Source organism: Pseudomonas sp. RA_5y_Pfl1_P24, from assembly GCF_963970945.1.
In the GTDB taxonomy this organism is placed as follows: Bacteria; Pseudomonadota; Gammaproteobacteria; order Pseudomonadales; family Pseudomonadaceae; genus Aquipseudomonas; species Aquipseudomonas tritici.
Window position 1 is genome coordinate 36,490 of record NZ_CAXAOJ010000013.1, and the last position, 24,486, is coordinate 60,975.

Genomic DNA, 24,486 nt, shown 5'->3' on the forward strand with positions numbered 1-24,486 from the left:
TGTCTGGCCTAGTGCCCCGCTCTTGGCCTAGACTGACCCGCATCTGCTGTCCTCCGCTTTTGCTTTTAAGGCCTCTTGCATGTCCGATCCTCGCTACCAGATCGACGTCAGCGTCGTCACCCGCTTCCTGGCGGACCAATCGCAACCTGAACATAACCGCTTCGCCTTTGCCTACACCATCACGGTGAAAAACAACGGGCTGGTGCCGGCCAAGCTGCTGTCCCGCCACTGGGTGATCACCGACGGTGACGGCCAGGTCGAAGAAGTACGCGGCGCAGGCGTGGTAGGCCAGCAACCGCTGATCGACATCGGCGCGAGCCACACCTACAGCAGCGGCACGGTGATGACCTCCAAAGTCGGCACCATGCAGGGCTCCTATCAGATGAAGGCCACCGACGGTAAATTGTTCGACGCCATCATCCCGCCCTTCCGCCTCGCCGTGCCGGGAGCCCTGCACTGATGGCGACCTATGCGGTCGGAGACCTGCAAGGGTGCCTGGAGCCCCTCAAGTGCCTGCTTGACCGCGTGGCCTTCGACCCAGCGAAAGATCGCCTGTGGCTGGTCGGTGACCTGGTCAATCGCGGCCCCGAGTCCCTCGAGACGTTGCGCTTCTTATATAGCCTGCGCGATTCCCTGGTGTGCGTATTGGGCAACCACGACCTGCATCTGCTCGCGGCCGCCCATAACATTGAGCGTCTGAAAAAGGGCGATACCCTGCGGGAAATCCTCGAAGCACCGGATCGCACCGAGTTGCTCGACTGGCTTCGCCGGCAAAAAATCCTGCATTACGACGAAGGCCGCAATATGGCCTTGGTCCATGCTGGCATCCCGCCCCAGTGGACACTGAAGAAAGCCCTCAAGTGCGCCGCCGAAGTCGAAAGCGCGCTGGCCGATGACACTCTGTACACCGCCTACCTCGAAGGCATGTACGGCAACGAGCCGGTGAAGTGGGACAACGACCTCACCGGCGTTGCACGCCTGCGGGTGATCACCAACTACTTCACGCGCATGCGCTTCTGCACCGCCGAGGGCAAGCTGGACCTCAAAAGCAAGGAAGGCGCCGACACCGCATTGCCGGGTTACAAGCCCTGGTTCGCGCACAAGGACCGCAAGGCCCGCGACACCCAGATCATTTTCGGTCACTGGGCGGCACTTGAAGGCCAATGCGATGAGCCCGGCGTGTTCGCCCTCGACACCGGTTGCGTGTGGGGCGGCGCCATGACCCTGATGAATATCGATACCGGCGAGCGCCAGAGCTGCCAGTGCGAACCGCCCCAACCTATCACCGCCAAGCCCTAGGAGCCCGCCATGAGCGAATTCAAACGTATCCCTCCCGAACAAGCCCAGGCCCTGCGCGAGAAAGGCGCCGTAGTGGTCGACATCCGTGACCAGCCGACTTATCTGGCCGCCCACATCCGTGGCGCCCAGCACCTGGACAACGTCAACATCGCCGATTTCATCCGCGCCGCCGACCTCGACGCGCCCGTAATCGTGGCCTGCTACCACGGCAACTCCAGCCAAAGCGCTGCGGCCTATCTGATCAGCCAGGGCTTCTCCGACGTCTATAGCCTGGATGGCGGCTTTGAACTGTGGCGTGCGACTTATCCTGCGGAAATTTCTTCAGGCAATTCGCAATAATTTTTTTAACACCCCGCTACCCCGCGTGACGCTTGGGCTCGCGCCGTTTCTGACGAACGGCGCCGCCAAACTAATTGCGCATCGCGCCTTGACCTCTCCGATTCCGAACTATCCTTAAGCGCAGGCCATCCGAATCAGGGGAGAGCCGGTACACCGGCGTGCGGGTCATCGGTAGTGTTTCAGGGTGTTTGGGGGGAAAACAGTCATTGGCGTCTGCCAATGTCTGCCAGCATCGACTGATTGATCCGGCGTCGGCTCCACGTATCGAGCGAGGTGACGACGTCATGAGTATCTTTAGCCACTTCCAACAACGCTTCGCGTCCACACAGCAAGAAGAACTCACACTGCAAGAGTATCTCGAGCTGTGCAAACAGGACCGCAGCACCTACGCGTCTGCCGCCGAACGCCTGCTACTGGCAATTGGCGAGCCGGAGCTGGTGGAAACCGCCAACAACTCGCGGCTGTCGCGAATATTCTCCAACAAGGTGATCCGCCGTTATCCGGCCTTTGAAGACTTCCACGGCATGGAAGAGTGCATTGACCAGATCGTCTCCTACTTCCGCCACGCCGCCCAGGGCCTGGAAGAGAAGAAACAGATCCTCTACCTGCTCGGCCCCGTCGGCGGCGGTAAGTCGTCCCTGGCCGAAAAACTCAAACAACTGATCGAGAAGGTGCCCTTCTACGCCATCAAGGGCTCACCGGTCTTCGAGTCGCCCCTGGGCCTGTTCAACGCCACGGAAGATGGCGCAATCCTCGAAGAAGACTTCGGCATCCCGCGTCGTTACCTCAACACCATCATGTCGCCCTGGGCCACCAAGCGCCTGGCCGAATTCGGCGGTGACATCAGCCAGTTCCGCGTGGTGAAACTCTACCCGTCCATCCTCAACCAGATCGGCGTGGCCAAGACCGAACCGGGTGACGAGAACAACCAGGATATCTCGGCACTGGTGGGCAAGGTCGATATCCGTAAACTCGAAGAATTCCCGCAAAACGACGCCGACGCCTACAGCTATTCAGGCGCACTGTGCCGCGCCAACCAGGGCCTGATGGAGTTCGTGGAGATGTTCAAGGCGCCGATCAAGGTGCTGCACCCACTGCTTACCGCGACCCAGGAAGGCAACTACAACAGCACTGAAGGGCTGGGCGCGATTCCGTTCACCGGAATCCTGCTGGCCCACTCCAATGAATCGGAATGGCACACCTTCCGTAACAACAAGAATAACGAAGCCTTCATCGATCGGATCTACATCGTCAAGGTGCCGTACTGCCTGCGCGTCAGTGATGAAATCAAGATCTACGACAAACTGCTGTTCAACAGCTCCCTGGCCAAGGCCCATTGCGCACCCGACACCCTGAAGATGCTCGCCCAGTTCACCGTGCTGTCGCGCCTCAAGGAGCCGGAGAACTCGAATATCTATTCGAAGATGCGCGTGTACGACGGTGAAAACCTCAAGGACACCGATCCCAAGGCCAAGTCGATCCAGGAATACCGCGACACGGCGGGTGTGGACGAGGGCATGAACGGCCTGTCGACACGCTTCGCGTTCAAAATCCTGTCCAAGGTCTTCAACTTTGACCCCCACGAAATCGCCGCCAACCCGGTGCACCTGCTTTACGTGCTGGAACAGCAGATCGAACAGGAGCAATTTCAGGCGGAAACCCGCGAGCGCTACCTGCGTTTCCTCAAGGAGTACCTGGCGCCGCGCTACATCGAATTCATCGGCAAGGAAATCCAGACCGCGTACCTGGAGTCCTACAGCGAGTACGGCCAGAACATCTTCGACCGTTACGTGCTGTACGCCGACTTCTGGATCCAGGACCAGGAATACCGCGACCCGGAAACCGGCGAGATCCTCAACCGCGTCGCACTCAACGAGGAGCTTGAGAAAATTGAGAAACCGGCCGGCATCAGCAATCCGAAGGATTTCCGCAACGAAATCGTCAACTTCGTGCTGCGCGCCCGGGCCAACAACAATGGCAAGAACCCGACTTGGCTCAGCTACGAGAAGCTGCGAGTGGTCATCGAGAAGAAAATGTTCTCCAACACCGAGGATCTGCTGCCGGTCATCAGCTTCAACGCCAAGGCCAGCAAGGAGGATCAGCAAAAGCACAACGACTTCGTCACACGAATGGTCGAGCGCGGCTACACCGACAAACAGGTACGGCTTCTTTCGGAATGGTACCTACGGGTCCGGAAATCGCAGTGAAGCAGCTGCAAGCTTCTAGCTGAAAGCCGCAAGAGAAAAGCTATTGAACCCGTGGTTGCGCGGAATTGATGGGCTTTGACTTGCGGCTTGTAGCTTACGACTTGAAGCTCCCCGGAGGGGCCTATGAGCTATGTGATCGACCGACGCCTCAATGGCAAGAACAAGAGCACGGTAAACCGCCAGCGTTTCCTGCGGCGTTACCGTGACCACATCAAAAAAGCCGTCGAGGAGGCCATCAGCCGCCGCTCCATTACGGATATGGAGCATGGCGAGCAAATCAGCATTCCCGGACGGGACATCGACGAACCGGTGCTGCACCACGGCCGGGGCGGCAAACAGACCGTCGTGCATCCGGGCAACAAGGAATTCACCACCGGCGAGCACATCCAGCGCCCACAAGGCGGTGGCGGCGGTAAAGGCCCTGGCAAGGCGGGCAATTCCGGCGAAGGCATGGACGAGTTCGTGTTCCAGATCACTCAGGAAGAATTTCTCGAATTCATGTTCGAGGACCTGGAGCTGCCTAATCTGGTCAAGCGTAACCTGACCGGCACCGACACCTTCAAGACCGTTCGCGCCGGGATCAGCAACGAGGGCAACCCTTCCCGCATCAATATCATCCGTACCCTGCGTTCGGCCCACGCGCGGCGCATCGCACTGTCTGGCAGCAGCCGCGCCAAACTGAGAGATGCCAAGGAAGAGCTGGCGCGTTTGAAACGTGAGGAACCGGACAACTTCGGCGACATTCAGCAAATCGAGGCGGAAATCGAGAAACTCAGTGCGCGCATTCATCGTGTGCCATTCCTAGACACCTTTGACTTGAAATACAACTTGCTGGTCAAACAACCCAACCCCAGCTCCAAGGCAGTGATGTTCTGCCTGATGGACGTATCCGGCTCCATGACCCAGGCCACCAAGGACATCGCCAAGCGCTTCTTTATCCTGCTTTACCTGTTTCTCAAGCGGAACTACGACAAGATCGACGTAGTGTTCATCCGCCATCACACCAGCGCGCGGGAGGTCGACGAGGAGGAGTTTTTCTACTCACGGGAAACGGGCGGGACCATCGTCTCCAGTGCCTTGAAGCTGATGCAGGAGATCATGGCCGAGCGCTACCCCGCCAACGAGTGGAACATCTACGCGGCCCAGGCCTCGGACGGTGACAACTGGAACGACGACTCGCCCATCTGCCGCGACATCCTGATCAACCAGATCATGCCGTTCGTGCAGTACTACACTTACGTTGAAATCACCCCCCGTGAGCATCAGGCCCTGTGGTTCGAATACGAGCGCATTGGCGAAGCCTTTGCCGACACATTCGCCCAGCAGCAACTGGTCTCGGCCGGCGATATCTACCCGGTCTTCCGTGAACTCTTCCAGCGCAGGTTAGTGACATGACCGCCAAAAAAGAGCATAAGCGCCAACCCATATCCACGGGCTCCGAGTGGACCTTTGAACTGATCCAGGCCTATGACCGGGAAATCAGCCGCATCGCGGCGGGTTATGCCCTGGACACCTACCCCAACCAGATCGAAGTGATCACCGCGGAACAGATGATGGATGCCTACGCCTCTGTCGGCATGCCGTTGGGATATCACCATTGGTCCTACGGCAAACACTTTCTCAGCACCGAGAAGTCCTACACCCGAGGCCAGATGGGCTTGGCGTACGAGATCGTGATCAACTCCGACCCGTGCATTGCCTACCTGATGGAAGAAAACACCATCTGCATGCAGGCGCTGGTAGTGGCCCATGCCTGCTACGGACACAACAGCTTCTTCAAGGGCAACTACCTGTTCCGCACCTGGACCGATGCCAGCTCAATCATTGATTACCTGGTGTTCGCCAAGCAGTACATCATGCAATGCGAGGAACGCCACGGCATTGATGCGGTGGAAGACTTGCTCGACTCTTGCCATGCGCTGATGAACTACGGGGTCGACCGCTACAAACGGCCCTACCCGATTTCCGCCGAAGAAGAACGCCTGCGCCAGAAGGAACGCGAGGAGCACCTGCAAAAACAGATCAACGACCTGTGGCGCACCATTCCAAAACGTGCCGGGAAAAACAGCGACAAGGACAATGCGCGCTTCCCCGCCGAACCTCAGGAAAACATCCTGTACTTTCTGGAAAAACACGCACCACTGCTGGAGCCCTGGCAACGGGAAATCGTGCGCATCGTACGTAAGATCGCCCAGTATTTTTATCCACAGCGCCAGACCCAAGTGATGAACGAAGGCTGGGCGACGTTCTGGCACTACACGCTGATGAACGACCTGTACGACGAAGGCCTGGTCACTGACGGTTTCATGATGGAGTTCCTCACCTCCCACACCAGCGTGGTGTTTCAGCCGGGGTTCGACAGCCCGTATTACAGTGGTATCAACCCCTACGCACTGGGCTTCGCCATGTACCGCGATATCCGGCGTATGTGCGAACACCCTACCGAAGAAGACCGCCGCTGGTTCCCGGAAATCGCTGGCACCGATTGGTTGTCCACCATCAAGTTCGCCATGAGCAGTTTCAAGGACGAGAGTTTTATCCTGCAGTACCTGTCACCCCAGGTGATTCGGGACCTCAAGCTGTTCAGCATCATGGATGACGACCTCAAGGATGACCTAGTGGTACCGGCCATCCACGACGAGCCCGGCTACCGCACCATCCGCGAAACGCTGGCGGCGCAGTACAACCTGGGCAATCGCGAGCCCAATGTGCAGATCTACAGCATCGATGTGCGCGGCGATCGCTCGTTGACCTTGCGCCACCAGCAACATGACCGCAAACCCCTGGGCGAATCCACGGAGGAAGTACTCAAGCACCTGCACCGCCTATGGGGCTTCGACATTCATTTGGAAACGCTGCAGGGCGACCAAGTGATGAAGACTCACCATGTACCGCCGCGCGGCGAGCATGGCGACAACGACTACGGCCGACTGGACCTGGCCGTCGTTCATCTCTGAAACAGCAAAGCCTCCATTGGCTAGGCACAGGCGGTATCCTGTGCGGCTAATGGAGGCTTTTTCATGAAAATCTACAAAGTCGGCGGTGCCGTGCGTGACCGCCTGCTGGGCATCAAGGTCACCGATGTTGACCGCGTCGTCGTGGGGGCGACCACCGAAGAGATGCTGGCCAAAGGTTTCAAACCCGTCGGCGCTGACTTCCCCGTGTTTCTCGACCCGAAAAATGGCGATGAATACGCCCTTGCCCGCACAGAGCGCAAGAGTGGCCGGGGTTATGGCGGCTTTGTGTTTCATGCGAGCCCAGAGGTGACGCTGGAAGAAGACCTGATCCGTCGCGACCTGACCATCAACGCCATGGCGGAAGACGATGAGGGTAATTTGACCGACCCTTATCATGGCCAGCATGATCTTGAAGCGCGCATCCTGCGCCACGTTTCCCCGGCGTTCGCCGAAGATCCGCTACGAGTACTCCGCGTTGCGCGCTTTGCTGCACGTTACGCGCACCTGGGTTTTACGGTCGCTCCGGAAACACTGGCGCTGATGCGTCAACTCAGCGAATCCGGCGAACTGGAAGCCCTGACGCCTGAGCGCAGCTGGAAAGAAATCTCCCGAGCGCTGATGGAAGACCAGCCCCAGGTGTTTATCCAAGTACTGCGCGACTGCAATGCATTGAAAACCTTGATGCCCGAAGTCGATGCACTGTTCGGCGTACCGCAACCTGAAGCCCATCACCCCGAAATCGACACGGGCATACACACTTTGAGCGTGCTGGAACAGGCCGCCCTGCATAAACAGCCGCTGACCGTACGTTGGGCCTGCCTGCTGCATGACTTGGGCAAGGGCCTGACGCCGGTGGATAAGTTACCGCAGCATATTGCTCACGAACACACCGGCTTGAAGCTGATCAAGGCCGTCAATGAACGCTTCAAAGTACCGAAGGACTGCCAGGAGCTGGCGCTGCTGGTGGGCCAATATCACACCCACGGCCATCGGGCGCTGGAGTTGAAAGCCTCGACGCTGCTGGAATTGCTGCAAAGTTTCGACGTTTACCGGCGGCCGCAGCGCTTTGAAGAGTTTGTGGTTGCGTGCGAGATGGATGCCCGAGGCCGAAAAGGCTTAGAGCAGCGAAGTTATCCACAGGCGGATTATTTGCGCGGGGCGGCGAAGGCGGCGCGCGAAGTGCCGGTGGCACCACTGCTGGAAAAAGGCTTCAAAGGCCCGGAACTGGGTGAAGCGCTCAAACGCGAACGCCTGAAAGCGCTGAAGGCCTACAAAGAACAGCCTATTTCCTAGACGCGGCCCTCCTGTGGTGAGGGCGCTTGCTCCCTCACCACAGCAAGCTCGGCGCCTACAAGAGCGCGTCTGGGGTGAGTTGCTGGCCTTGCCATTCAAACCCGACAGGCGCGAGCACTTGGTCGATTTGCGCATTGCGCCATAACTCAGCCAGGGTCTTGCCCACTTCAGGATGCACACGCTCTGGCGCCATCAACGACAGCGGCCACAGCACAAACGCGTTTTTCAGGATCTCTGCACGCGGCAGGACCAAACCATCGAAGTTACCCACCAGCTCGCCGTACAGCAGCACATCGATATCCAGCGGCAGGCCCTTGCGGTCCGGTGCATAGCGACCATTATCGGCCTCGATGAATTTCAACCGGCGATCCAGCTCCATCAGCGGCAGGTCGGTGTAGGCCGAGACCACCAGATTGAAGAACGGACCGCTCTTGATGCCCACCGGCTGGCTTTCGAACACTGGCGAGCAGCGCACATCCGTCAAAAAGCTCGCCAGCGCGTCAAGGCCGGCGCGCAGATGAGATTCGCGCTCGATATTGCTGCCTAGGCCAAGGTATACCTGAGTTAGCGACATCCGCGCTCGATCTCCACGCCCACACCCTTGGCAGCCGGCACGGCCCCCGGCTTGGTCAACTTGAGGTGCAGCCAAGGAATCTGGAACTCACTCATCAGTACTTGCGCCAGGCGCTCGGCGAAGGTTTCCACCAACTGGTACTGGGATTGCTCGGCAAATGCCTGGATGCGAGCGGACACGCTGGCGTAATCCAGTGCCAGGGTCAGGTCATCGCCAGCGGCGGCCGGGCGGTTATCCCAGGCGAAGCTCAGGTCCAGGCGCAGGCATTGGCGTATTCCGCGCTCCCAGTCGTAGGCCCCGATGACGGTGTCGACTTCCAGGCCTTCGATAAACACTCTGTCCAAGCACTCTTCTCCGCAGCACGACAAGGGCGCAATGCCCCGTTAGAATCAGGGCGTCCTCGCCCGGAATAGTTAGCATGTTTTGGTCACTGGCGATCCTCGCCTACCTGCTCGGCTCGCTGTCCTTCGCCATTTTGCTCAGCCGCCTGACGGGAAATCCCGATCCGCGAATGAGTGGCTCAGGCAATGCCGGCGCCACCAATATGTTGCGCCTGGCAGGTAAGAAGCTCGCCGTACTCACGCTGCTGGGCGACGTGTGCAAGGGCTTGCTGCCCGTGCTGATCGCCAGCCTCGCCGGCCTTACCCTGCAACAACAGGCCTGGATCGGCATATGCGCCGTCCTCGGCCATCTGTTTCCACTGTACTTCCGCTTTCGCGGTGGCAAAGGCGTCGCCACGGCAGCCGGCATGCTGCTGGGGATTTACCCACCGGCGGCGTTGCTGGCCGTACTTGCCTGGCTCCTGACGTTCTACCTGACCCGCACCAGCTCACTCGCCGCGCTGATCGCCACCCCGCTCACCCTTCCGCTGTTGGCCTGGCAAGAACCGGCGGCGTTGTTGCCGATGAGCGCACTGACACTGCTGATCGTCTGGCGCCACCGGGGCAATTTACGCGACCTGTTTGCCGGGCGCGAACGGCATTTTTAAATACGTTCGATGAGCCCGGCTCACGTTGCGGCCCTACAGCGGCGACAACTGCTCCATCGGCCAGCGCGCCTGCACACTGATCGCCAGGCTTTCGTGCTGACCCGCCTGTAAGCGTTGGCAACCGGCATAGGCGATCATCGCGCCATTGTCGGTGCAAAACTCTGGCCGCGCGTAGAAAACGTCGCCCTTCATCTCGCCGAGCATTTTTTCCAGTGACGTGCGCAACGCTTTGTTGGCGCTGACGCCGCCTGCGATCACCAGGCGCTTCATGCCCGCCTGTTTCAGGGCGCGCTTGCACTTGATGGTCAAAGTCTCCACCACCGCCTGCTGGAACGCCAGCGCGATGTCGCAACGGGCTTGCTCACTGTCGTCCCCGGCGCTGACGCTTTGCTGCCAGGTGTTCAGCGCAGAGGTTTTCAAACCACTGAAACTGAACATCAGGCCAGGCCGATCGCACATCGGGCGTGGGAAGGTATAACGGCCGGCAACGCCTTTTTCGGCAAGACGGGCGATTTCCGGGCCGCCGGGATAATTGAGGCCCATCATCTTCGCGGTCTTGTCGAACGCCTCACCGGCGGCGTCATCCAAGGACTCACCCAAAAGGGTGTATTGGCCGATTCCATCCACCTGAACCAGTTGCGTATGGCCGCCGGAAACCAACAAAGCGACGAACGGGAACTCAGGTGGCGTTTTTTCCAGCATGGGCGCCAATAAATGGCCTTCCATATGGTGCACACCGAGGGCTGGAATACCCCAGGCAAAAGCCAGCGCCTGGGCGCAAGAGGCCCCAACCAGCAGGGCTCCGACCAATCCAGGGCCAGCGGTGTAGGCGATCGCGTCGATCTCGGTCGGCACGCAACCGGCCTCATCCAGCACCTGGCGAATCAGGGGCAGCATGCGTTTGACGTGATCACGGCTGGCCAGCTCCGGCACAACGCCGCCATAGGCGCGGTGCAGGTCGATCTGACTGAACAGCGCATCGGCCAAGAGCCCGCGTTCACTGTCGTAAAGTGCGACACCGGTTTCGTCGCAGGAGGTTTCAAGTCCCAGTACTAGCATGGGTTTGCGCCTTGTAGAGGCTAGATTCGAAGGCGCGCATAATAGTCGCCACTCCCCCTCCCGACTAGCGGTTTTCGATCAGAGGCTTTGCATTCCGGGCAATGAGGGGTTAACATCCGCAACCCTTAAAAACCGACGACCTCAGCCGCGAATTTTTTGCGACGAGAACGTTGATCCCGGTAATGAAAGAAGGTAGCTCTGGATGCCAGCCGTCAAAGTTAAAGAGAACGAACCCTTCGACGTAGCTCTGCGTCGTTTCAAGCGCTCCTGCGAAAAAGCCGGTGTACTGGCTGAAGTTCGTAGCCGCGAATTTTATGAGAAGCCAACTTCTGAGCGTAAGCGTAAAGCAGCAGCCGCTGTTAAGCGTCACGCCAAGAAAGTTCAGCGCGAACAGCGCCGCGCCGTTCGTCTGTACTAATACACAGACGTCCGTAGCAAGCTTCTGCCAAGCCCGGCCCTCAGCCGGGCTAATGGCATTTGCGGATATCGCTTGATGCTTCACTGTTGACGCCGCACATGCGACTGAGACAACTGCTTCACACGTCAGGACTGGCTCTTTTGCCAGCGGTGCACGTCTCTTCTGACGAGCCTAACAAGGCTACTGACGCGCACACTTATTATTCAAGCAGGCGATCAACTGTATCGACTGTGCCCGACAATGCGCTTCCGAGGCCCGCCATTGGCCAAGACTGGAGGCCAGGGCAACATTTCCATGCCGAAAACCTGATTGAAATTAACGTCAGTGAATGATCGGCAGATACACTTCCTGAAAGCCCAAGCAGACAACCGATGATCGAGCCACACGATACGTGCGCTTGAGCACTTAGCGGGCCCTCACTTACACGCAGTGATGACGAGAACGCCATGGCCGGGCTAATTCCCCAGAGCTTTATTGACGACCTTCTGAACCGCACCGACATCGTCGATGTTGTCAGCTCGCGCGTGCAACTGAAAAAAGCCGGCAAGAACTACACCGCCTGCTGCCCGTTCCACAAAGAGAAAACCCCATCGTTCAGCGTCAGCCCCGACAAACAGTTCTACTACTGCTTCGGTTGCGGCGCAGGCGGTAACGCCCTGGGCTTTCTCATGGACCACGACAACCTGGATTTCCCCCAGGCGATCGAGGACCTGGCGAAAGCTGCCGGCATGGAAATCCCTCGCGAAGAAAGTGGCCGACCGCACAAACCGCGGCAACCCACTGATTCGCCGCTGTACCCACTGCTGACCGCCGCTGCCGACTTCTACCGTCAGGCGCTTAAAAGCCATCCGCAGCGCAAAGCCGCCGTCGACTACCTCAAGGGCCGCGGCCTCACCGGTGAAATCGCCCGTGACTTCGGCCTCGGCTTCGCCCCGCCCGGCTGGGACAACCTGTACAAGCACTTGAGCAGCGACACTCTCCAGCAAAAAGCCATGATCGACGCCGGCCTGCTGGTGGAAAACGCCGAAACCGGCAAACGCTATGACCGCTTCCGCGACCGCGTGATGTTCCCGATCCGCGACAGCCGTGGCCGCATCATCGCCTTTGGTGGTCGAGTACTGGGGGATGACAAGCCCAAGTACCTGAACTCCCCGGAAACCGCGGTATTCCACAAAGGCCAGGAACTCTACGGCCTGTTCGAGGCGCGCAAGAACAACCGCAACCTCGATGAGATCATCGTGGTTGAAGGCTATATGGACGTGATCGCGCTCGCCCAACAGGGCCTGCGCAACGCCGTGGCCACACTCGGCACCGCCACCAGCGAAGAGCACATGAAACGCCTGTTTCGCGTGGTGCCCAGCGTATTGTTCTGCTTTGACGGTGATCAGGCCGGCCGCAACGCCGCCTGGCGCGCGCTTGAAGCAACGCTGTCGAGCCTGCAGGACGGGCGTCGGGCACGCTTCCTGTTCCTGCCTGAAGGCGAAGACCCGGACACCTTGGTGCGCTCCGAAGGCACCGACGCGTTCCGCGCGCGCATCAATCAACATGCACAGCCCCTGGCAGACTATTTTTTCCAGCAACTGACCGAAGAGGCCGACCCGCGCTCCCTCGAAGGCAAGGCCCACATGGCCACCCTCGCGGCGCCGCTGATCGATAAAGTCCCAGGCGCCAACCTGAAATCACTGATGCGCATGCGCCTGCTGGAAATTACTGGACTGAGCGGCGAAGCCGTCAGCCAGCTGGTGCACAACGCACCGCAGGAGGCGCCGCCGACCTATGACCCAGGCATGGATTACGACGCTATGCCGGACTACTCCGACTTCCACCAACCGCAGGAGGCCTACACGCCCCAGCAGGAGTGGACACCGAAGAAGCCCGGCGCCGGCGGCAAGAAATGGGACAACAAACCCTGGAGCAAGAACGGCAAACGCGGTGATCGCGATGAGGCCTTCGCCCCGCGAACGCCTGTGGCCGTAGAAGCGCCAACGCTCATTGCGTTGCGTACGCTCATCCATCACCCGCAACTGGCGGGCAAGGTCGAGAGCGCCGACCATTTTGCCAACGCGAGCAACACCTACGCTCAGGTGCTGATCGCCTTGATCGAGGCGGTACAGAAAAACCCTAAGCTAAACTCAATTCAGCTGATGGCTCGTTGGCATGGCACCGAACAAGGCCGCCTATTGAAAGCACTCGCGGAAAAGGAGTGGCTAATTGACGGCGATAACCTTGAACAACAGTTTTTAGACACCATTACTAGGTTATCTGCGGGTCAGCACACGCAGACCCTCGATGAACTCATCAAGAGAGCAAGGCAGCCTGGATTATCGGCTGAAGAGCAAAATCAGATAGCAAAACAGATGCGCGACCTCTTAAAACAGAATGTTTCCGCATCAAACCCGACCTCAGCTGGCGTGTGAGGTCATAGCTCGGGTATAATCCTCGGCTTGTTTTTTGCCCGCCAAGACCTTCAGTGGATAGGGTGTTATGTCCGGAAAAGCGCAACAGCAGTCTCGTATCAAAGAGTTGATCGTTCTCGGTCGTGAGCAGGGTTACCTGACTTACGCGGAGGTCAACGACCACCTGCCTGAGGATATTTCAGATCCAGAGCAGGTGGAAGACATCATCCGCATGATTAACGACATGGGGATCAACGTATTCGAAGCTGCGCCAGATAAGGATTCTCTTATGCTGGCGGACGCCGATACCGACGAGGCTGCAGCTGAAGAAGCTGCTGCCGCGCTGGCTGCTGTGGAGACCGATATCGGTCGAACCACCGACCCTGTGCGCATGTATATGCGTGAAATGGGTACCGTCGAGCTGCTGACACGCGAAGGCGAAATCGAAATCGCCAAGCGTATCGAAGAGGGCATCCGTGAAGTGATGGGCGCAATCGCGCACTTCCCTGGCACGGTTGACCATATTCTCTCCGAGTACACACGCGTCACCACCGAAGGTGGTCGCCTGTCCGACGTGCTGAGTGGCTACATCGATCCGGACGACGGCATTGCGCCGCCTGCCGCCGAAGTGCCGCCGCCTGTCGACCCGAAAGGGGCGAAAGCCGACGACGATTCCGAAGACGACGATGCCGAAGCCAGCAGCGACGACGAAGATGAAGTTGAAAGCGGTCCGGATCCGATCGTGGCTGCCCAGCGTTTCGGTGCGGTTTCCGATCAAATGGAAATCACCCGCAAGGCGCTGAAAAAGCACGGTCGCAGCAATAAGCTGGTTATTGCCGAGCTGGTGGCGCTGGCCGAACTGTTCATGCCGATCAAGCTGGTACCGAAGCAATTCGAAGGCCTGGTTGAGCGTGTTCGCAGTGCCCTTGAGCGTCTGCGTGCACAAGAGCGTGCGATCATGCAGCTCTGTGTCCGTGATGCGCGCATGCCGCGTGCCGACTTCCTGCGCCAGTTCCCGGGCAACGAAGCTGACGAAAGCTGGTCCGACGGCCTCGCCAAAGGCAAAGGCAAATACGCCGAAGCCATTGGTCGCCTGCAGCCGGACATCATTCGCTGCCAGCAAAAGCTGATCGCACTGCAGACCGAAACCGGTCTGACGGTTGCCGAGATCAAGGACATCAACCGTCGCATGTCGATCGGTGAGGCCAAGGCCCGCCGCGCGAAGAAAGAGATGGTCGAAGCGAACTTGCGTCTGGTGATCTCCATCGCCAAGAAGTACACCAACCGTGGCCTGCAATTCCTCGACTTGATCCAGGAAGGCAACATCGGCTTGATGAAGGCTGTGGACAAGTTTGAATACCGTCGTGGCTACAAGTTCTCGACTTATGCCACTTGGTGGATCCGTCAGGCGATCACTCGCTCGATCGCCGACCAGGCCCGCACCATACGTATTCCGGTGCACATGATCGAGACCATCAACAAGCTGAACCGCATTTCCCGGCAGATGTTGCAGGAAATGGGTCGTGAACCGACCCCGGAAGAGCTGGGCGAACGCATGGAAATGCCTGAGGACAAAATCCGCAAGGTATTGAAGATCGCGAAAGAGCCGATCTCCATGGAAACGCCGATTGGTGATGACGAAGACTCCCATCTGGGTGACTTCATCGAAGACTCGACTATGCAGTCGCCAATCGATGTCGCCACCGTTGAGAGCCTTAAGGAAGCGACTCGCGACGTACTCTCAGGCCTCACTGCTCGTGAAGCCAAGGTACTGCGCATGCGTTTCGGCATCGACATGAATACCGACCACACCCTTGAGGAAGTCGGTAAGCAGTTTGACGTGACCCGTGAACGGATCCGTCAGATCGAAGCCAAGGCGCTGCGCAAGTTGCGCCACCCGACGCGAAGCGAGCATCTGCGCTCCTTCCTCGACGAGTGATACCAAAACCCCCGGCCCAGGCCGGGGGTTTTGTTTTGTATCGATAAAACCTTCCGTAATCCCCCTCCCCCGTAATGCCCGTCTACACTCGAAACATTCCCCGTGCCATAACGAGACCGTTATGCCCAGACTGCCGGCTGTGTTTTTACTGTGGCTGCTGACCTGGACCGCAACGGCTGGCGCGTTGAGTCTTAGCGATGATGAGCGCGGCTGGCTGGCGGACCATCAGGAGTTGCGCCTGGGAGTGGACGCGTCATGGCCACCCTTTGAATACCATGACGAAGATGGCCGCTACCAAGGCCTGGCGGCGGATTACGTGCGCCTGATCCAGGATCGCCTCGGCGTGCGGGTCAAGTTGATTGAGCCGGCGAACTGGAGCGCCTTGCTGGAGCAGGCCCGGAACAACCAAATCGACCTGCTGCCTGGCATCATGTCCACGCCGGAACGCCAGCGCTACATGGCGTTTACCCGCCCGTACCTTGATTTCCCCATCGTCATCCTGGCCCACGAAGGCGGCGCGAAACCACGCACCCTTAAGGACCTCTACGGATTGAAGATTGCCGTTGTGGAAAACTACGCGCCCCATGAGTTGCTCCGCACCCAACATCCCGACCTCAACCTGGTGGCCATGCCGAATGTCAGCTCGACCCTGCAAGCCTTAGCCACCGATGAGGTGGATGCGGTGGTCGGCGACCTGGCCTCAAGTGTCTGGAGCCTGCGCCAACTCAAGCTCGACGGTTTGTACGTCAGCGGTGAAACGCCCTACCGTTACCAACTGGCGATGGGCGTACCGCGCGACAACAAAGTACTGGTGGGCATCCTCGATAAGGTACTGGCCGACCTCAGCCCGGACGAAACCGATGCGATCCAACAACATTGGGTCGGTAGCTTTACCGACCACCGCACCTTCTGGAGGGATCTGCTGACTTACGGCCTGCCTGCGGTACTGTTGCTGAGCACCGTGCTGGCCGTGGTGATTCGGATCAATCGTCGGCTCAGTTCGGAAATTTCCCGACGCGTCGCCCTCGAACAGCAACTGCGCAGCAGCGAATATCACTATCGCGGCTTGGTGGAAAGCCTGTCCGCCATCGCCTGGGAAGCCAGTATCACCGACTTCACCTACAGCTATGTTTCGCCCCACGCTGAGGAATTACTGGGTTATCCGCGCGCCCACTGGCTGATCCCGGGGTTCTGGCGCAACATCATTCACCCTGCCGACCTGATCCGCACCGAAGCCTACTGCTACCAGGAAACCCGGGCCAATCGCGACCACAGCGTCGACTACCGGGTGATCACCGCAGATGGGCGCTGCTTGTGGGTGCGCGACATCGTCAGCCTGATCGAGCACGGCCATGAGCCCGTACTGCGCGGCTTGATGATCGATATCAGCGAGGCCAAGCGCACTGAAGAAGCCTTGCAACTGTCCGAGCAAAAATTCGCCTCGGTGTTCCAGCAATGCCCAGACATGCTAGTGATCGCACGGCTGTCTGATGGCTGCTTGCTGGAGGTGAACAAGGCGTTCGAAGACCAGATTGGCCTGACGGCGGAACAGGTCGTCGGCAAAACCGCCACCGAACTGAATATCTGGGGCATCCAGGGTGTCGGCCCCGACCTGCTGCAACGGGTGCAGACCACCAGCATCCGCAACCTCGAAATGCCCTTTCTGCGCAGCAATGGCCAAGCCTTCATCGGGCTGATTTCCGCCGAGCCGTTCCAATTGGACACCACCGAGGCCATCGTGGTGGCGGTGCGAGACATCACTCAACTCAAGGAAACCCAGCAACAACTGCAAACCTCCGAAGAGAAATTCGCCAAGGCCTTCCACGCCTCGCCCGACGGCTTGCTGCTGAGCCGACAGAGCGATGGACTGTTGATTGAAGTGAACGATGGTTTCAGTCGAATCACGGGCTTCACCAGCGCAACATCCCTCGACCAATCAACCCTGGACCTAGGCATCTGGGTCGACCTCAACGAACGCAAACACATGCTGGAACTGATGCAGCGCGATGGCTTTGTGCGTGATTTCATCTGCCATATTCGTCGCAACGATGGGCAGATTCGCCTGTGCGAGTTGTCCAGCCGCCCACTGCCTATCGGCGACGAAGACTGCATGCTGACCATTGCGCGGGACATCACCGAACGCCAACTGATGCAGGAAAAACTGCAACAGGCCGCCACGGTGTTCGAAAGCACGGCCGAAGGCGTCTTGATCACTGATATCCGGCAGAACATCAGCGCCGTCAACCGCGCCTTCACCGAGATAACCGGCTACAGCGAGGCCGAAGCCCTCGGCCATACGCCGCGCCTGCTTGCCTCCGGCCTGCATGACAGCGCCTTCTACGCGGCGATGTGGCACCAACTGACAGCTCAAGGGCATTGGCAGGGCGAGATCTCCAACCGACGCAAGAACGGCGAGCTGTACCCCAGCTGGCTGACGATCAGCGCCGTGCGTAATCGCGATCAGTTGATCACGCACTTCGTCGCGGTGTTTGCCGACATCTCCAGCCTCAAGCTTGCCCAGGCCCGCCTCGATTACCAGGCGCATCACGATCCATTGACCGGCCTGCCCAACCGCACTTTGTTCGAAAACCGATTGCTGGTCGCCCTCAATGGGCATCAAGAAACCGGCAAACAGGGCGCCGTACTGTTTCTCGATCTGGACCGTTTCAAACACATCAACGACAGCCTCGGCCACCCGATCGGCGACTTGCTGCTCAAAGACGTCGCGGCGCGCCTCAAGGAACAACTGCGCGACATCGACACCGTTGCTCGCCTGGGCGGCGACGAGTTCATCATCCTGCTCCCCGGCCTGCAGCACCCCAGCGACGCCCAATACCTGGCCAATAAACTGCTGGCCTGCTTCACCCCACCCTTCCAGGCAGGTGAACACGAGTTCTTCATCAGCGCCAGCATCGGCACCAGCCTGTACCCGCAGGACGGTACCGACGTCGCGACGCTGGTCAAAAATGCCGACGCTGCGATGTACCGCTCCAAGGCCAAGGGACGTAACCGGGTCGAAAGCTATACCCGCGACCTTACTGCGCAGGCCAACGAACGCGTGGCGCTCGAACATGAACTGCGCCGCGCCATCGAGCGCGATGAACTGACCCTGTACTACCAGCCAAAACTGAGCCTGAATACTCAAGCACTGATCGGCGCCGAAGCGCTGATCCGCTGGCGCCATCCCACCTTTGGCGACGTGCCGCCCGAACACTTCATTGCCCTCGCCGAAGAGAACGGCATGATCCTGCAGATCGGTGACTGGGTGCTGGAACAGGCCTGCCGACAAATGCATGCCTGGCAAGGCACTTTCGACGCATTTGGCCCGCTGTCGGTCAACCTGGCCGGCGCCCAACTGCGTCACCCCGGCTTGCTGGCTCGCATCGAACAGCTATTGCACGACTACCGGCTCGACCCAGGCTGCCTGCAACTGGAGATCACCGAGAACTTCATCATGAGCCAGGCCGAAGAAGCGCTGGAGGTACTGCACCAGCTCAAAGACCTGGGCGTACAACTGGCCATCGATGATTTTGGCACCGGCTATTCATCCCTCAGCTACCTCAAACGCCTGCCGCTGGACTTCCTCAAGATCGATCAATCCTTCGTCCGCGGCCTGCCCGACGACCCACACGACGCAGCGATCGTGCGCGCCATTATCGCCCTGGGCCACAGCATGCAATTCACTATCATCGCCGAAGGCGTGGAGAACCCGGCACAGCAAGCCTTCCTGGCTGCCGAAGGCTGCGAACAGATGCAAGGCTACATCGTCAGCCTGCCGCTACCGCCCGAGCTTTTTGCCGCGACCTTTCTTCGTATGAGCATTAAGGATTTTTCGGATAGCACAGCGGGGAAACCATCGCTATAATCCGCGACCTACTGAGGGCCTATAGCTCAGTTGGTTAGAGCAGGGGACTCATAATCCCTTGGTCGTAGGTTCGAGTCCTACTGGGCCCACCACTTTGAAAGCCACGCACTGCGTGGCTTTCGTCGTTTCTAGGGCTTGGAAAACTCAAGCCGAAACATTGCAAAAAAGTGGTTCCGTCCAAGATTCGTCCAATCTCATTTTTCGACGGCTGAATTCTCGGCCACTTTTTAATCATGATCCTTCTCGAAAATGCCCGCTAAGGGTTTAACGAAACGACCTCTGCCATGTGTCCAGGGCTGAAGTGCGCGTACTGTTGAGTCATGGCCAAGGTCGAATGCCCAAGCACACGCTGCAGCGTCAGGATGTCGCCACCATTCATCATCTAGTGACTGGCGAAAGTATGGCGTAACACACCTAACGTCTCCAAAACCGACGCGCTCGATGTGTTGTTAACGGGGAGTTGGCTTGCTGGCGATGAGGCCCGTGCAGACGTCAAATTCCCCGGGGCCTTACATCAAAGACCATTTGCATCTTAGTCACCGCGTGTAGAAAATCATCGTCTTTTTGCACGAATGGATACGCGCATGAAGTTTGAGAAGACCACGCAGTACAGGTCCGCGGAAGGGATCGTCTTCAATCTGTCTCAAATCACCCTCATGGAAAGCGACCGAGGTCGCCTGCGCGAGTTGCACTTTGGCGAAGCGAAACGCGCCCATTACCAAGTTAACGGCATGGTCGTCGATATGTACGACCGAATGCAGGCTCGAAACCTGCCATGCCTGCTGAAAGTCTGCATTTCCAATCCCCTCACCCGGCAGCAGGCCGATGCTATCAGCACTATGCGGGGCAACGTCGCCAAGGGAATTGCTGCGGCCTCAGGTGGCGTTGCCGGCAAGGTAGGTGCGTTGGGCGGGCCGCTCATTGGCTGGGCTTCAGGTGCAGTGGTGACGACAGGTGTCAACTGGTACCTCAAAGGGGCCCTGCCGAACCTGCATGCAGGTGACGTGCTGGTCAGCATCGAGGGAGAGGTCCATGGCGGGATTGGCCCACAGCGCTCTGTCGTGACGCTGGTCATCAAGGTCTGAGGAAGTGCACATGCCCTACATCATGCAAACTGTCGTCCTTCTGGTGCTGGGCGCGATCCTCGTTCAGTTTCTGAAACCATACATGCTGCGCAAGTGGCTGGGTTTGGCCCTACTGGCAACGGGCTTGGTCAGCATCTTCAAGGTTGGTGAGCAGCAGGTGCTGGGCTTTGACCTGGAGCTGCTAGCACTGCTGGCCGTGCCGCTGGGCGTGGTGCTATTCCTGACGCGGCGGCGGTTCACGGAGGGGGACTGAAGCCCCGGCACGATTTCTCGGTGCCGTCTCTGACCCAAATCAGATGGGATAACAGTCGATCAACAGCGCGTTGATCGATGATCTTAGCGTTGGACCTTGCCGGCGGATTGGGGGTTACTTTGAACATACTGGTAACGCCTAACGTAGGTTAGATGCCGCCAAAATCACTGCTAAATGATGAATGGCGGCTGTAACGCAGGCCAGGTGCAGTCGTAAATGTGTAATACCACATTGACCAGCCTCGCGAACTCAGCGGACGCGTCCTAATTCTGATCCTAGACAGCACGGATCTAGCGCACATGAAAGGTCGCCGCAATCGCCAACCTTTAAAGTCAGACTATAGGCATGCCCCGGGCCAAGCCGCGTTTTGCTTCTCGATCTGTGAATGGAACGTGGTTTGGAGCTGCGAGGCGAATTGCGAAACTCAAAGGCCGTAAAAACCGTACAACCACGCTACAGCACTCAGCTTGAGCCACTCACTCTGAATTACGCTCAACACCAAGTAATACGGGGCATCCAGCCATGCCAACCTACGTTCACCTAAGAACGCCTTCTCTAGGCATACCAGTTCGCCCAGCAACTCATAATGTCTTGGTCGTAGGTTCGAGTCCTACTGGGCCCACCAAACTTAAAAGCCGCGCAATGCGCGGCTTTTGTGTGTCTGGAAGCCTGTAATATGCTCCCCATCGCCGCCCATACCGGAGCCCCCCCCTTGCCCGCCCTTGATGAAATCGACCGCCAACTAATAGCCGCCCTGCAAATCAACGCCCGCGAAAGCGTGGCCATGCTTGCCCGGCAGTTGGGCATCGCGCGCACCACGGTGACCTCACGCCTGGCGCGCCTGGAGAAAACCCAGGTGATCACCGGTTATGGTGTGCGTCTCGGCCAGCGGGTGGTGGACGGTGGTTTGCAGGCGTATGTGGGCATCACCGTGCAGGCACGCTCGGGTAAAGAAGTGTTGCGCAGACTGAGTGCCATGGCGCAGGTGCAACAGTTGTGCGCGGTCAGTGGCGAGTTCGATTACGTGGCCTGGCTGCGCACTGACTCGCCGGAGCAGTTGGACCAATTACTCGACCAGATCGGCAGTGTGGCCGGCGTGGAGAAAACCACGACCTCAATCATCTTGAGTAACAAATTGGATCGCGGTCAGCCAATCTGACCACCAATTTCGTCATTACGACTAAAAACAGTCCAATCCGACGACACTTTGCGTCTTATTAACGAACGCTACGCTCCCTAAACTGGCTGCCATCTTTTCCTATACTCAGCGGGTCACGTCCGCCCAGTCGCCAGTAAGGTCAGCCATGAGCATTCCGTCCAGCACCATCAGCAAGACCAATCGCCACCCTGCAGACGGTAAGAAACCCATCACCATCTTTGGCCCGGATTTTCCGTTTGCCTTTGATGATTGGATCGAGCACCCGGCCGGCCTGGGCAGCATCCCCGTCGCCAACCATGGCGCCGAAGTGGCGATCGTCGGTGCAGGGATCGCGGGCCTGGTTGCCGCCTACGAGCTGATGAAACTGGGCCTCAAGCCGGTGGTGTATGAAGCTTCGAAAATGGGCGGCCGCCTGCGCTCCCAAGCCTTTGAAGGCGCCGAAGGCATCATCGCCGAACTGGGTGGCATGCGCTTCCCGGTGTCGTCCACCGCGTTCTACCACTACGTGGACAAACTCGGCCTGGAAACCAAACCCTTCCCCAACCCGCTGACGCCAGCCTCCGGCAGCACGGTGATTGACCTGGAAGGCCAGACTCACTACGCACAAAAACTGTCCGATCTTCCTGCACTGTTTCAAGAAGTCGCCGACGCCTGGGCCGACGCCTTGGAAGCCGGCTCGCAGTTCGGCGATATCCAGCAAGCCATCCGCGACCGTGACGTGCCACGCCTCAAAGAGCTGTGGAATAAGCTGGTGCCACTGTGGGACGACCGCACCTTCTACGACTTCGTTGCCACGTCGAAGGCTTTCGCCAAGTTGTCGTTTCACCATCGCGAAGTATTCGGCCAGGTCGGTTTCGGCACTGGCGGCTGGGATTCGGACTTCCCCAACTCGATGCTGGAACTCTTCCGCGTGGTGATGACCAACTGCGACGATCACCAACACTTGGTCGTCGGCGGCGTGGCCCAGGTGCCGATGGGCATTTGGCGCCATGTGCCGGAGCGTTGCGCCCACTGGCCGGCCGGCACTAGCCTCAGTTCGTTGCACCGTGGTGCGCCGCGGGCCGGGGTGAAACGCATCGCTCATGCCGCCGACGGCCGCTTTGCCGTCACCGACAACTACGGCGACACCCGCGAATACGCCGCCGTGCTGACCACCTGCCAAAGCTGGCTGCTGACCACCCAGATCGAATGCGACGAAACCCTGTTCTCGCAAAAGATGTGGATGGCCCTGGACCGCACCCGCTACATGCAGTCATCAAAAACGTTCGTGATGGTTGACCGCCCGTTCTGGAAAGACAAAGACCCGGAAACCGGCCGCGACCTGATGAGCATGACCCTCACGGATCGCCTGACCCGTGGCACTTATCTGTTCGACAATGGTGACGATAAGCCGGGGGTGATTTGCCTGTCTTACTCGTGGATGAGCGATGCACTGAAGATGCTGCCGCAGCCCATCGATAAACGCGTGAAACTGGCCCTCGACGCGCTGAACAAGATCTACCCGAAAGTCGACATCAAGGCGCGCATCATCGGCGACCCGATCACGGTGTCCTGGGAAGCCGACCCGCATTTCCTCGGTGCCTTCAAAGGTGCATTGCCCGGTCACTATCGCTATAACCAGCGTATGTATGCGCACTTCATGCAGAAAGACATGCCCGCCGAGCAACGTGGGATTTTTATCGCAGGTGACGACGTTTCCTGGACCCCGGCCTGGGTCGAAGGCGCAGTGCAAACCTCATTGAACGCGGTATGGGGCATCATGACCCACTTCGGCGGCAGTACTCATCCGGAGAACCCAGGGCCGGGTGATGTGTTCGACGAAATCGGGCCGATCGCCCTGGCCGAATAAGGAGCTGAGCATGCGTGTTGCCCTTTACCAATGCCCACCACTGCCGCTGGACGTGGCCGGCAACCTCAAGCGCCTGCACCAACTGGCCCATGAAGCGTGCGGCGCCGATGTGCTGGTGCTGCCGGAGATGTTTCTCAGCGGCTACAACATCGGCGCTGAAGCGGTTGGCGCGTTAGCTGAAGCGCAAGACGGGCCATCCGCACAGGCGATTGCCGAACTGGCCAAAGGCGCCGGGCTTGCCATTCTGTACGGTTACCCGGAACGTGCCGAGGACGGCCAGCTCTACAACGCCGTGCAGTTGATCGACGCCCATGGCCAGCGCCTGTGCAACTACCGCAAGACGCATCTGTTTGGCGATTTGGACCACTCGATGTTCAGTGCCGGTGACGACGATTTCCCGCTGGTGGAACTCAACGGTTGGAAGCTTGGATTCCTGATCTGCTACGACCTGGAGTTCCCGGAAAACACCCGGCGCCTGGCCCTTGCCGGTGCCGAGTTGATCCTGGTGCCCACCGCCAATATGGTGCCGTTCGACTTTGTGGCCGATGTCACCGTGCGGGCGCGGGCCTTCGAGAACCAATGCTATGTGGCCTACGCCAATTACTGCGGGCACGAAGGCGAGATCCTGTACTGCGGGCAAAGTAGCATCGCTGCACCGAACGGCGAGCGTATAGCCCAGGCTGGCCTGGATGAAGCCTTGATTGTCGGTACGCTGGAGCGCCAATCGATCATCAATGCGCGCGCCGCCAATCACTATCTGCATGACCGCCGCCCCGAGTTGTACGGCGCGCTGTACAAGCCCTGAC

20 protein-coding genes, 1 tRNA gene and 1 pseudogene are annotated in these 24,486 nt (G+C 58.9%); 18 read left to right on the forward strand and 4 right to left on the reverse strand.

Going from position 1 to position 24,486, the window contains the following annotated elements; translation table 11 throughout:
* Positions 1–79: 79 nt before the first annotated feature.
* From apaG to AACY30_RS21190, 7 genes are all read left to right on the forward strand, one after another.
* On the forward strand, positions 80–460 hold the full coding sequence (gene apaG / locus AACY30_RS21160; protein WP_339415418.1) for a Co2+/Mg2+ efflux protein ApaG: 381 nt from the start codon (positions 80–82) through the stop codon (positions 458–460).
* On the forward strand, positions 460–1,299 hold the full coding sequence (locus tag AACY30_RS21165; protein WP_339541083.1) for a symmetrical bis(5'-nucleosyl)-tetraphosphatase: 840 nt from the start codon (positions 460–462) through the stop codon (positions 1,297–1,299). Before apaG ends, AACY30_RS21165 begins: the two co-directional genes overlap by 1 nt.
* Positions 1,300–1,308: 9 nt before the next feature.
* Entirely contained in the window at positions 1,309–1,638 is a 330-nt protein-coding gene (gene glpE, locus AACY30_RS21170) for a thiosulfate sulfurtransferase GlpE (RefSeq protein ID WP_065871790.1), read from the forward strand.
* Positions 1,639–1,922: 284 nt separating this feature from the next.
* Positions 1,923–3,845 (forward strand): PrkA family serine protein kinase, encoded by a 1,923-nt coding sequence (locus AACY30_RS21175; RefSeq protein WP_003194732.1) that lies wholly within the window; start codon positions 1,923–1,925, stop codon positions 3,843–3,845.
* A gap of 123 nt (positions 3,846–3,968) precedes the next feature.
* Positions 3,969–5,240: a YeaH/YhbH family protein gene (locus AACY30_RS21180; protein ID WP_339415415.1), complete on the forward strand. Its 1,272-nt coding sequence runs from the start codon at positions 3,969–3,971 to the stop codon at positions 5,238–5,240.
* Positions 5,237–6,802, forward strand: coding sequence for a SpoVR family protein (locus AACY30_RS21185; protein WP_339541084.1), 1,566 nt, complete (start codon positions 5,237–5,239; stop codon positions 6,800–6,802). Before AACY30_RS21180 ends, AACY30_RS21185 begins: the two co-directional genes overlap by 4 nt.
* A 63-nt stretch (positions 6,803–6,865) precedes the next feature.
* Positions 6,866–8,095 (forward strand): multifunctional CCA addition/repair protein, encoded by a 1,230-nt coding sequence (locus tag AACY30_RS21190; RefSeq protein ID WP_339541085.1) that lies wholly within the window; start codon positions 6,866–6,868, stop codon positions 8,093–8,095.
* A 55-nt stretch (positions 8,096–8,150) separates the two neighbouring features.
* Here the strand turns inward: AACY30_RS21190 and folK are convergent, their stop codons facing one another.
* Positions 8,151–8,669, reverse strand: coding sequence for a 2-amino-4-hydroxy-6-hydroxymethyldihydropteridine diphosphokinase (gene folK / locus AACY30_RS21195; RefSeq protein ID WP_065909925.1), 519 nt, complete (start codon positions 8,667–8,669; stop codon positions 8,151–8,153).
* Positions 8,660–9,013 carry a dihydroneopterin aldolase gene (folB, locus tag AACY30_RS21200; protein WP_032883867.1) on the reverse strand — a complete coding sequence of 118 codons (354 nt, stop codon included), beginning with the start codon at positions 9,011–9,013 and terminating at the stop codon, positions 8,660–8,662. Before folB ends, folK begins: the two co-directional genes overlap by 10 nt.
* 74 nt (positions 9,014–9,087) lie before the next feature.
* Between folB and plsY the strand changes: the two genes are divergently transcribed.
* Positions 9,088–9,657 carry a glycerol-3-phosphate 1-O-acyltransferase PlsY gene (gene plsY, locus AACY30_RS21205; protein ID WP_339469797.1) on the forward strand — a complete coding sequence of 190 codons (570 nt, stop codon included), beginning with the start codon at positions 9,088–9,090 and terminating at the stop codon, positions 9,655–9,657.
* A 33-nt stretch (positions 9,658–9,690) separates the two neighbouring features.
* Here the strand turns inward: plsY and tsaD are convergent, their stop codons facing one another.
* Entirely contained in the window at positions 9,691–10,716 is a 1,026-nt protein-coding gene (gene tsaD / locus AACY30_RS21210; protein WP_065871797.1) for a tRNA (adenosine(37)-N6)-threonylcarbamoyltransferase complex transferase subunit TsaD, read from the reverse strand.
* Between the two features lie 202 nt (positions 10,717–10,918).
* Between tsaD and rpsU the strand changes: the two genes are divergently transcribed.
* From rpsU to AACY30_RS21235, 5 genes are all read left to right on the forward strand, one after another.
* Positions 10,919–11,134 (forward strand): 30S ribosomal protein S21, encoded by a 216-nt coding sequence (gene rpsU / locus AACY30_RS21215; protein ID WP_002551877.1) that lies wholly within the window; start codon positions 10,919–10,921, stop codon positions 11,132–11,134.
* Between the two features lie 446 nt (positions 11,135–11,580).
* Positions 11,581–13,551, forward strand: a complete 1,971-nt coding sequence (gene dnaG / locus AACY30_RS21220) for a DNA primase (protein ID WP_339415410.1) — start codon at positions 11,581–11,583, stop codon at positions 13,549–13,551.
* Positions 13,552–13,618: 67 nt separating this feature from the next.
* Positions 13,619–15,469 (forward strand): RNA polymerase sigma factor RpoD, encoded by a 1,851-nt coding sequence (rpoD, locus tag AACY30_RS21225; RefSeq protein WP_339541086.1) that lies wholly within the window; start codon positions 13,619–13,621, stop codon positions 15,467–15,469.
* Between the two features lie 121 nt (positions 15,470–15,590).
* The gene (locus AACY30_RS21230; protein WP_339541087.1) at positions 15,591–19,334 is read left to right on the forward strand and encodes an EAL domain-containing protein; all 3,744 of its coding nucleotides are present in this window, start codon (positions 15,591–15,593) and stop codon (positions 19,332–19,334) included.
* A 15-nt stretch (positions 19,335–19,349) separates the two neighbouring features.
* Positions 19,350–19,426 (forward strand) — tRNA-Ile (locus AACY30_RS21235).
* A 164-nt stretch (positions 19,427–19,590) separates the two neighbouring features.
* On the opposite strand, the pseudogene AACY30_RS21240 reads toward AACY30_RS21235, so the two are convergent.
* Positions 19,591–19,746 (reverse strand): annotated as a pseudogene (locus tag AACY30_RS21240) (tyrosine-type recombinase/integrase); the annotation flags it as partial.
* Between the two features lie 172 nt (positions 19,747–19,918).
* Between AACY30_RS21240 and AACY30_RS21245 the strand changes: the two are divergent.
* The 5 genes from AACY30_RS21245 to AACY30_RS21265 all read left to right on the forward strand — a co-directional run bounded on the left by AACY30_RS21245 (position 19,919) and on the right by AACY30_RS21265 (position 24,485).
* The gene (locus AACY30_RS21245) at positions 19,919–20,419 is read left to right on the forward strand and encodes a hypothetical protein (protein ID WP_339415392.1); all 501 of its coding nucleotides are present in this window, start codon (positions 19,919–19,921) and stop codon (positions 20,417–20,419) included.
* A 10-nt stretch (positions 20,420–20,429) separates the two neighbouring features.
* Positions 20,430–20,672: a hypothetical protein gene (locus AACY30_RS21250; protein ID WP_339469791.1), complete on the forward strand. Its 243-nt coding sequence runs from the start codon at positions 20,430–20,432 to the stop codon at positions 20,670–20,672.
* Between the two features lie 712 nt (positions 20,673–21,384).
* Positions 21,385–21,831, forward strand: coding sequence for an Lrp/AsnC family transcriptional regulator (locus AACY30_RS21255; RefSeq protein WP_099488585.1), 447 nt, complete (start codon positions 21,385–21,387; stop codon positions 21,829–21,831).
* A gap of 166 nt (positions 21,832–21,997) precedes the next feature.
* Positions 21,998–23,680, forward strand: coding sequence for a flavin monoamine oxidase family protein (locus AACY30_RS21260; RefSeq protein WP_339541125.1), 1,683 nt, complete (start codon positions 21,998–22,000; stop codon positions 23,678–23,680).
* Between the two features lie 10 nt (positions 23,681–23,690).
* Positions 23,691–24,485: a carbon-nitrogen hydrolase family protein gene (locus tag AACY30_RS21265; RefSeq protein ID WP_339469788.1), complete on the forward strand. Its 795-nt coding sequence runs from the start codon at positions 23,691–23,693 to the stop codon at positions 24,483–24,485.
* Position 24,486 lies beyond the last annotated feature (1 nt).

Bases quoted from the DNA above. Each gene is read 5' to 3' on its own strand.
- apaG (WP_339415418.1), top strand. From the start codon at position 80: ATGTCCGATCCTCGCTACCAGATCGACGTCAGCGTCGTCACCCGCTTC.
- AACY30_RS21165 (WP_339541083.1), top strand. From the start codon at position 460: ATGGCGACCTATGCGGTCGGAGACCTGCAAGGGTGCCTGGAGCCCCTC.
- glpE (WP_065871790.1), top strand. From the start codon at position 1,309: ATGAGCGAATTCAAACGTATCCCTCCCGAACAAGCCCAGGCCCTGCGC.
- AACY30_RS21175 (WP_003194732.1), top strand. From the start codon at position 1,923: ATGAGTATCTTTAGCCACTTCCAACAACGCTTCGCGTCCACACAGCAA.
- AACY30_RS21180 (WP_339415415.1), top strand. From the start codon at position 3,969: ATGAGCTATGTGATCGACCGACGCCTCAATGGCAAGAACAAGAGCACG.
- AACY30_RS21185 (WP_339541084.1), top strand. From the start codon at position 5,237: ATGACCGCCAAAAAAGAGCATAAGCGCCAACCCATATCCACGGGCTCC.
- AACY30_RS21190 (WP_339541085.1), top strand. From the start codon at position 6,866: ATGAAAATCTACAAAGTCGGCGGTGCCGTGCGTGACCGCCTGCTGGGC.
- folK (WP_065909925.1), bottom strand. From the start codon at position 8,669: ATGTCGCTAACTCAGGTATACCTTGGCCTAGGCAGCAATATCGAGCGC.
- plsY (WP_339469797.1), top strand. From the start codon at position 9,088: ATGTTTTGGTCACTGGCGATCCTCGCCTACCTGCTCGGCTCGCTGTCC.
- tsaD (WP_065871797.1), bottom strand. From the start codon at position 10,716: ATGCTAGTACTGGGACTTGAAACCTCCTGCGACGAAACCGGTGTCGCA.
- rpsU (WP_002551877.1), top strand. From the start codon at position 10,919: ATGCCAGCCGTCAAAGTTAAAGAGAACGAACCCTTCGACGTAGCTCTG.
- dnaG (WP_339415410.1), top strand. From the start codon at position 11,581: ATGGCCGGGCTAATTCCCCAGAGCTTTATTGACGACCTTCTGAACCGC.
- rpoD (WP_339541086.1), top strand. From the start codon at position 13,619: ATGTCCGGAAAAGCGCAACAGCAGTCTCGTATCAAAGAGTTGATCGTT.
- AACY30_RS21230 (WP_339541087.1), top strand. From the start codon at position 15,591: ATGCCCAGACTGCCGGCTGTGTTTTTACTGTGGCTGCTGACCTGGACC.
- AACY30_RS21245 (WP_339415392.1), top strand. From the start codon at position 19,919: ATGAAGTTTGAGAAGACCACGCAGTACAGGTCCGCGGAAGGGATCGTC.
- AACY30_RS21250 (WP_339469791.1), top strand. From the start codon at position 20,430: ATGCCCTACATCATGCAAACTGTCGTCCTTCTGGTGCTGGGCGCGATC.
- AACY30_RS21265 (WP_339469788.1), top strand. From the start codon at position 23,691: ATGCGTGTTGCCCTTTACCAATGCCCACCACTGCCGCTGGACGTGGCC.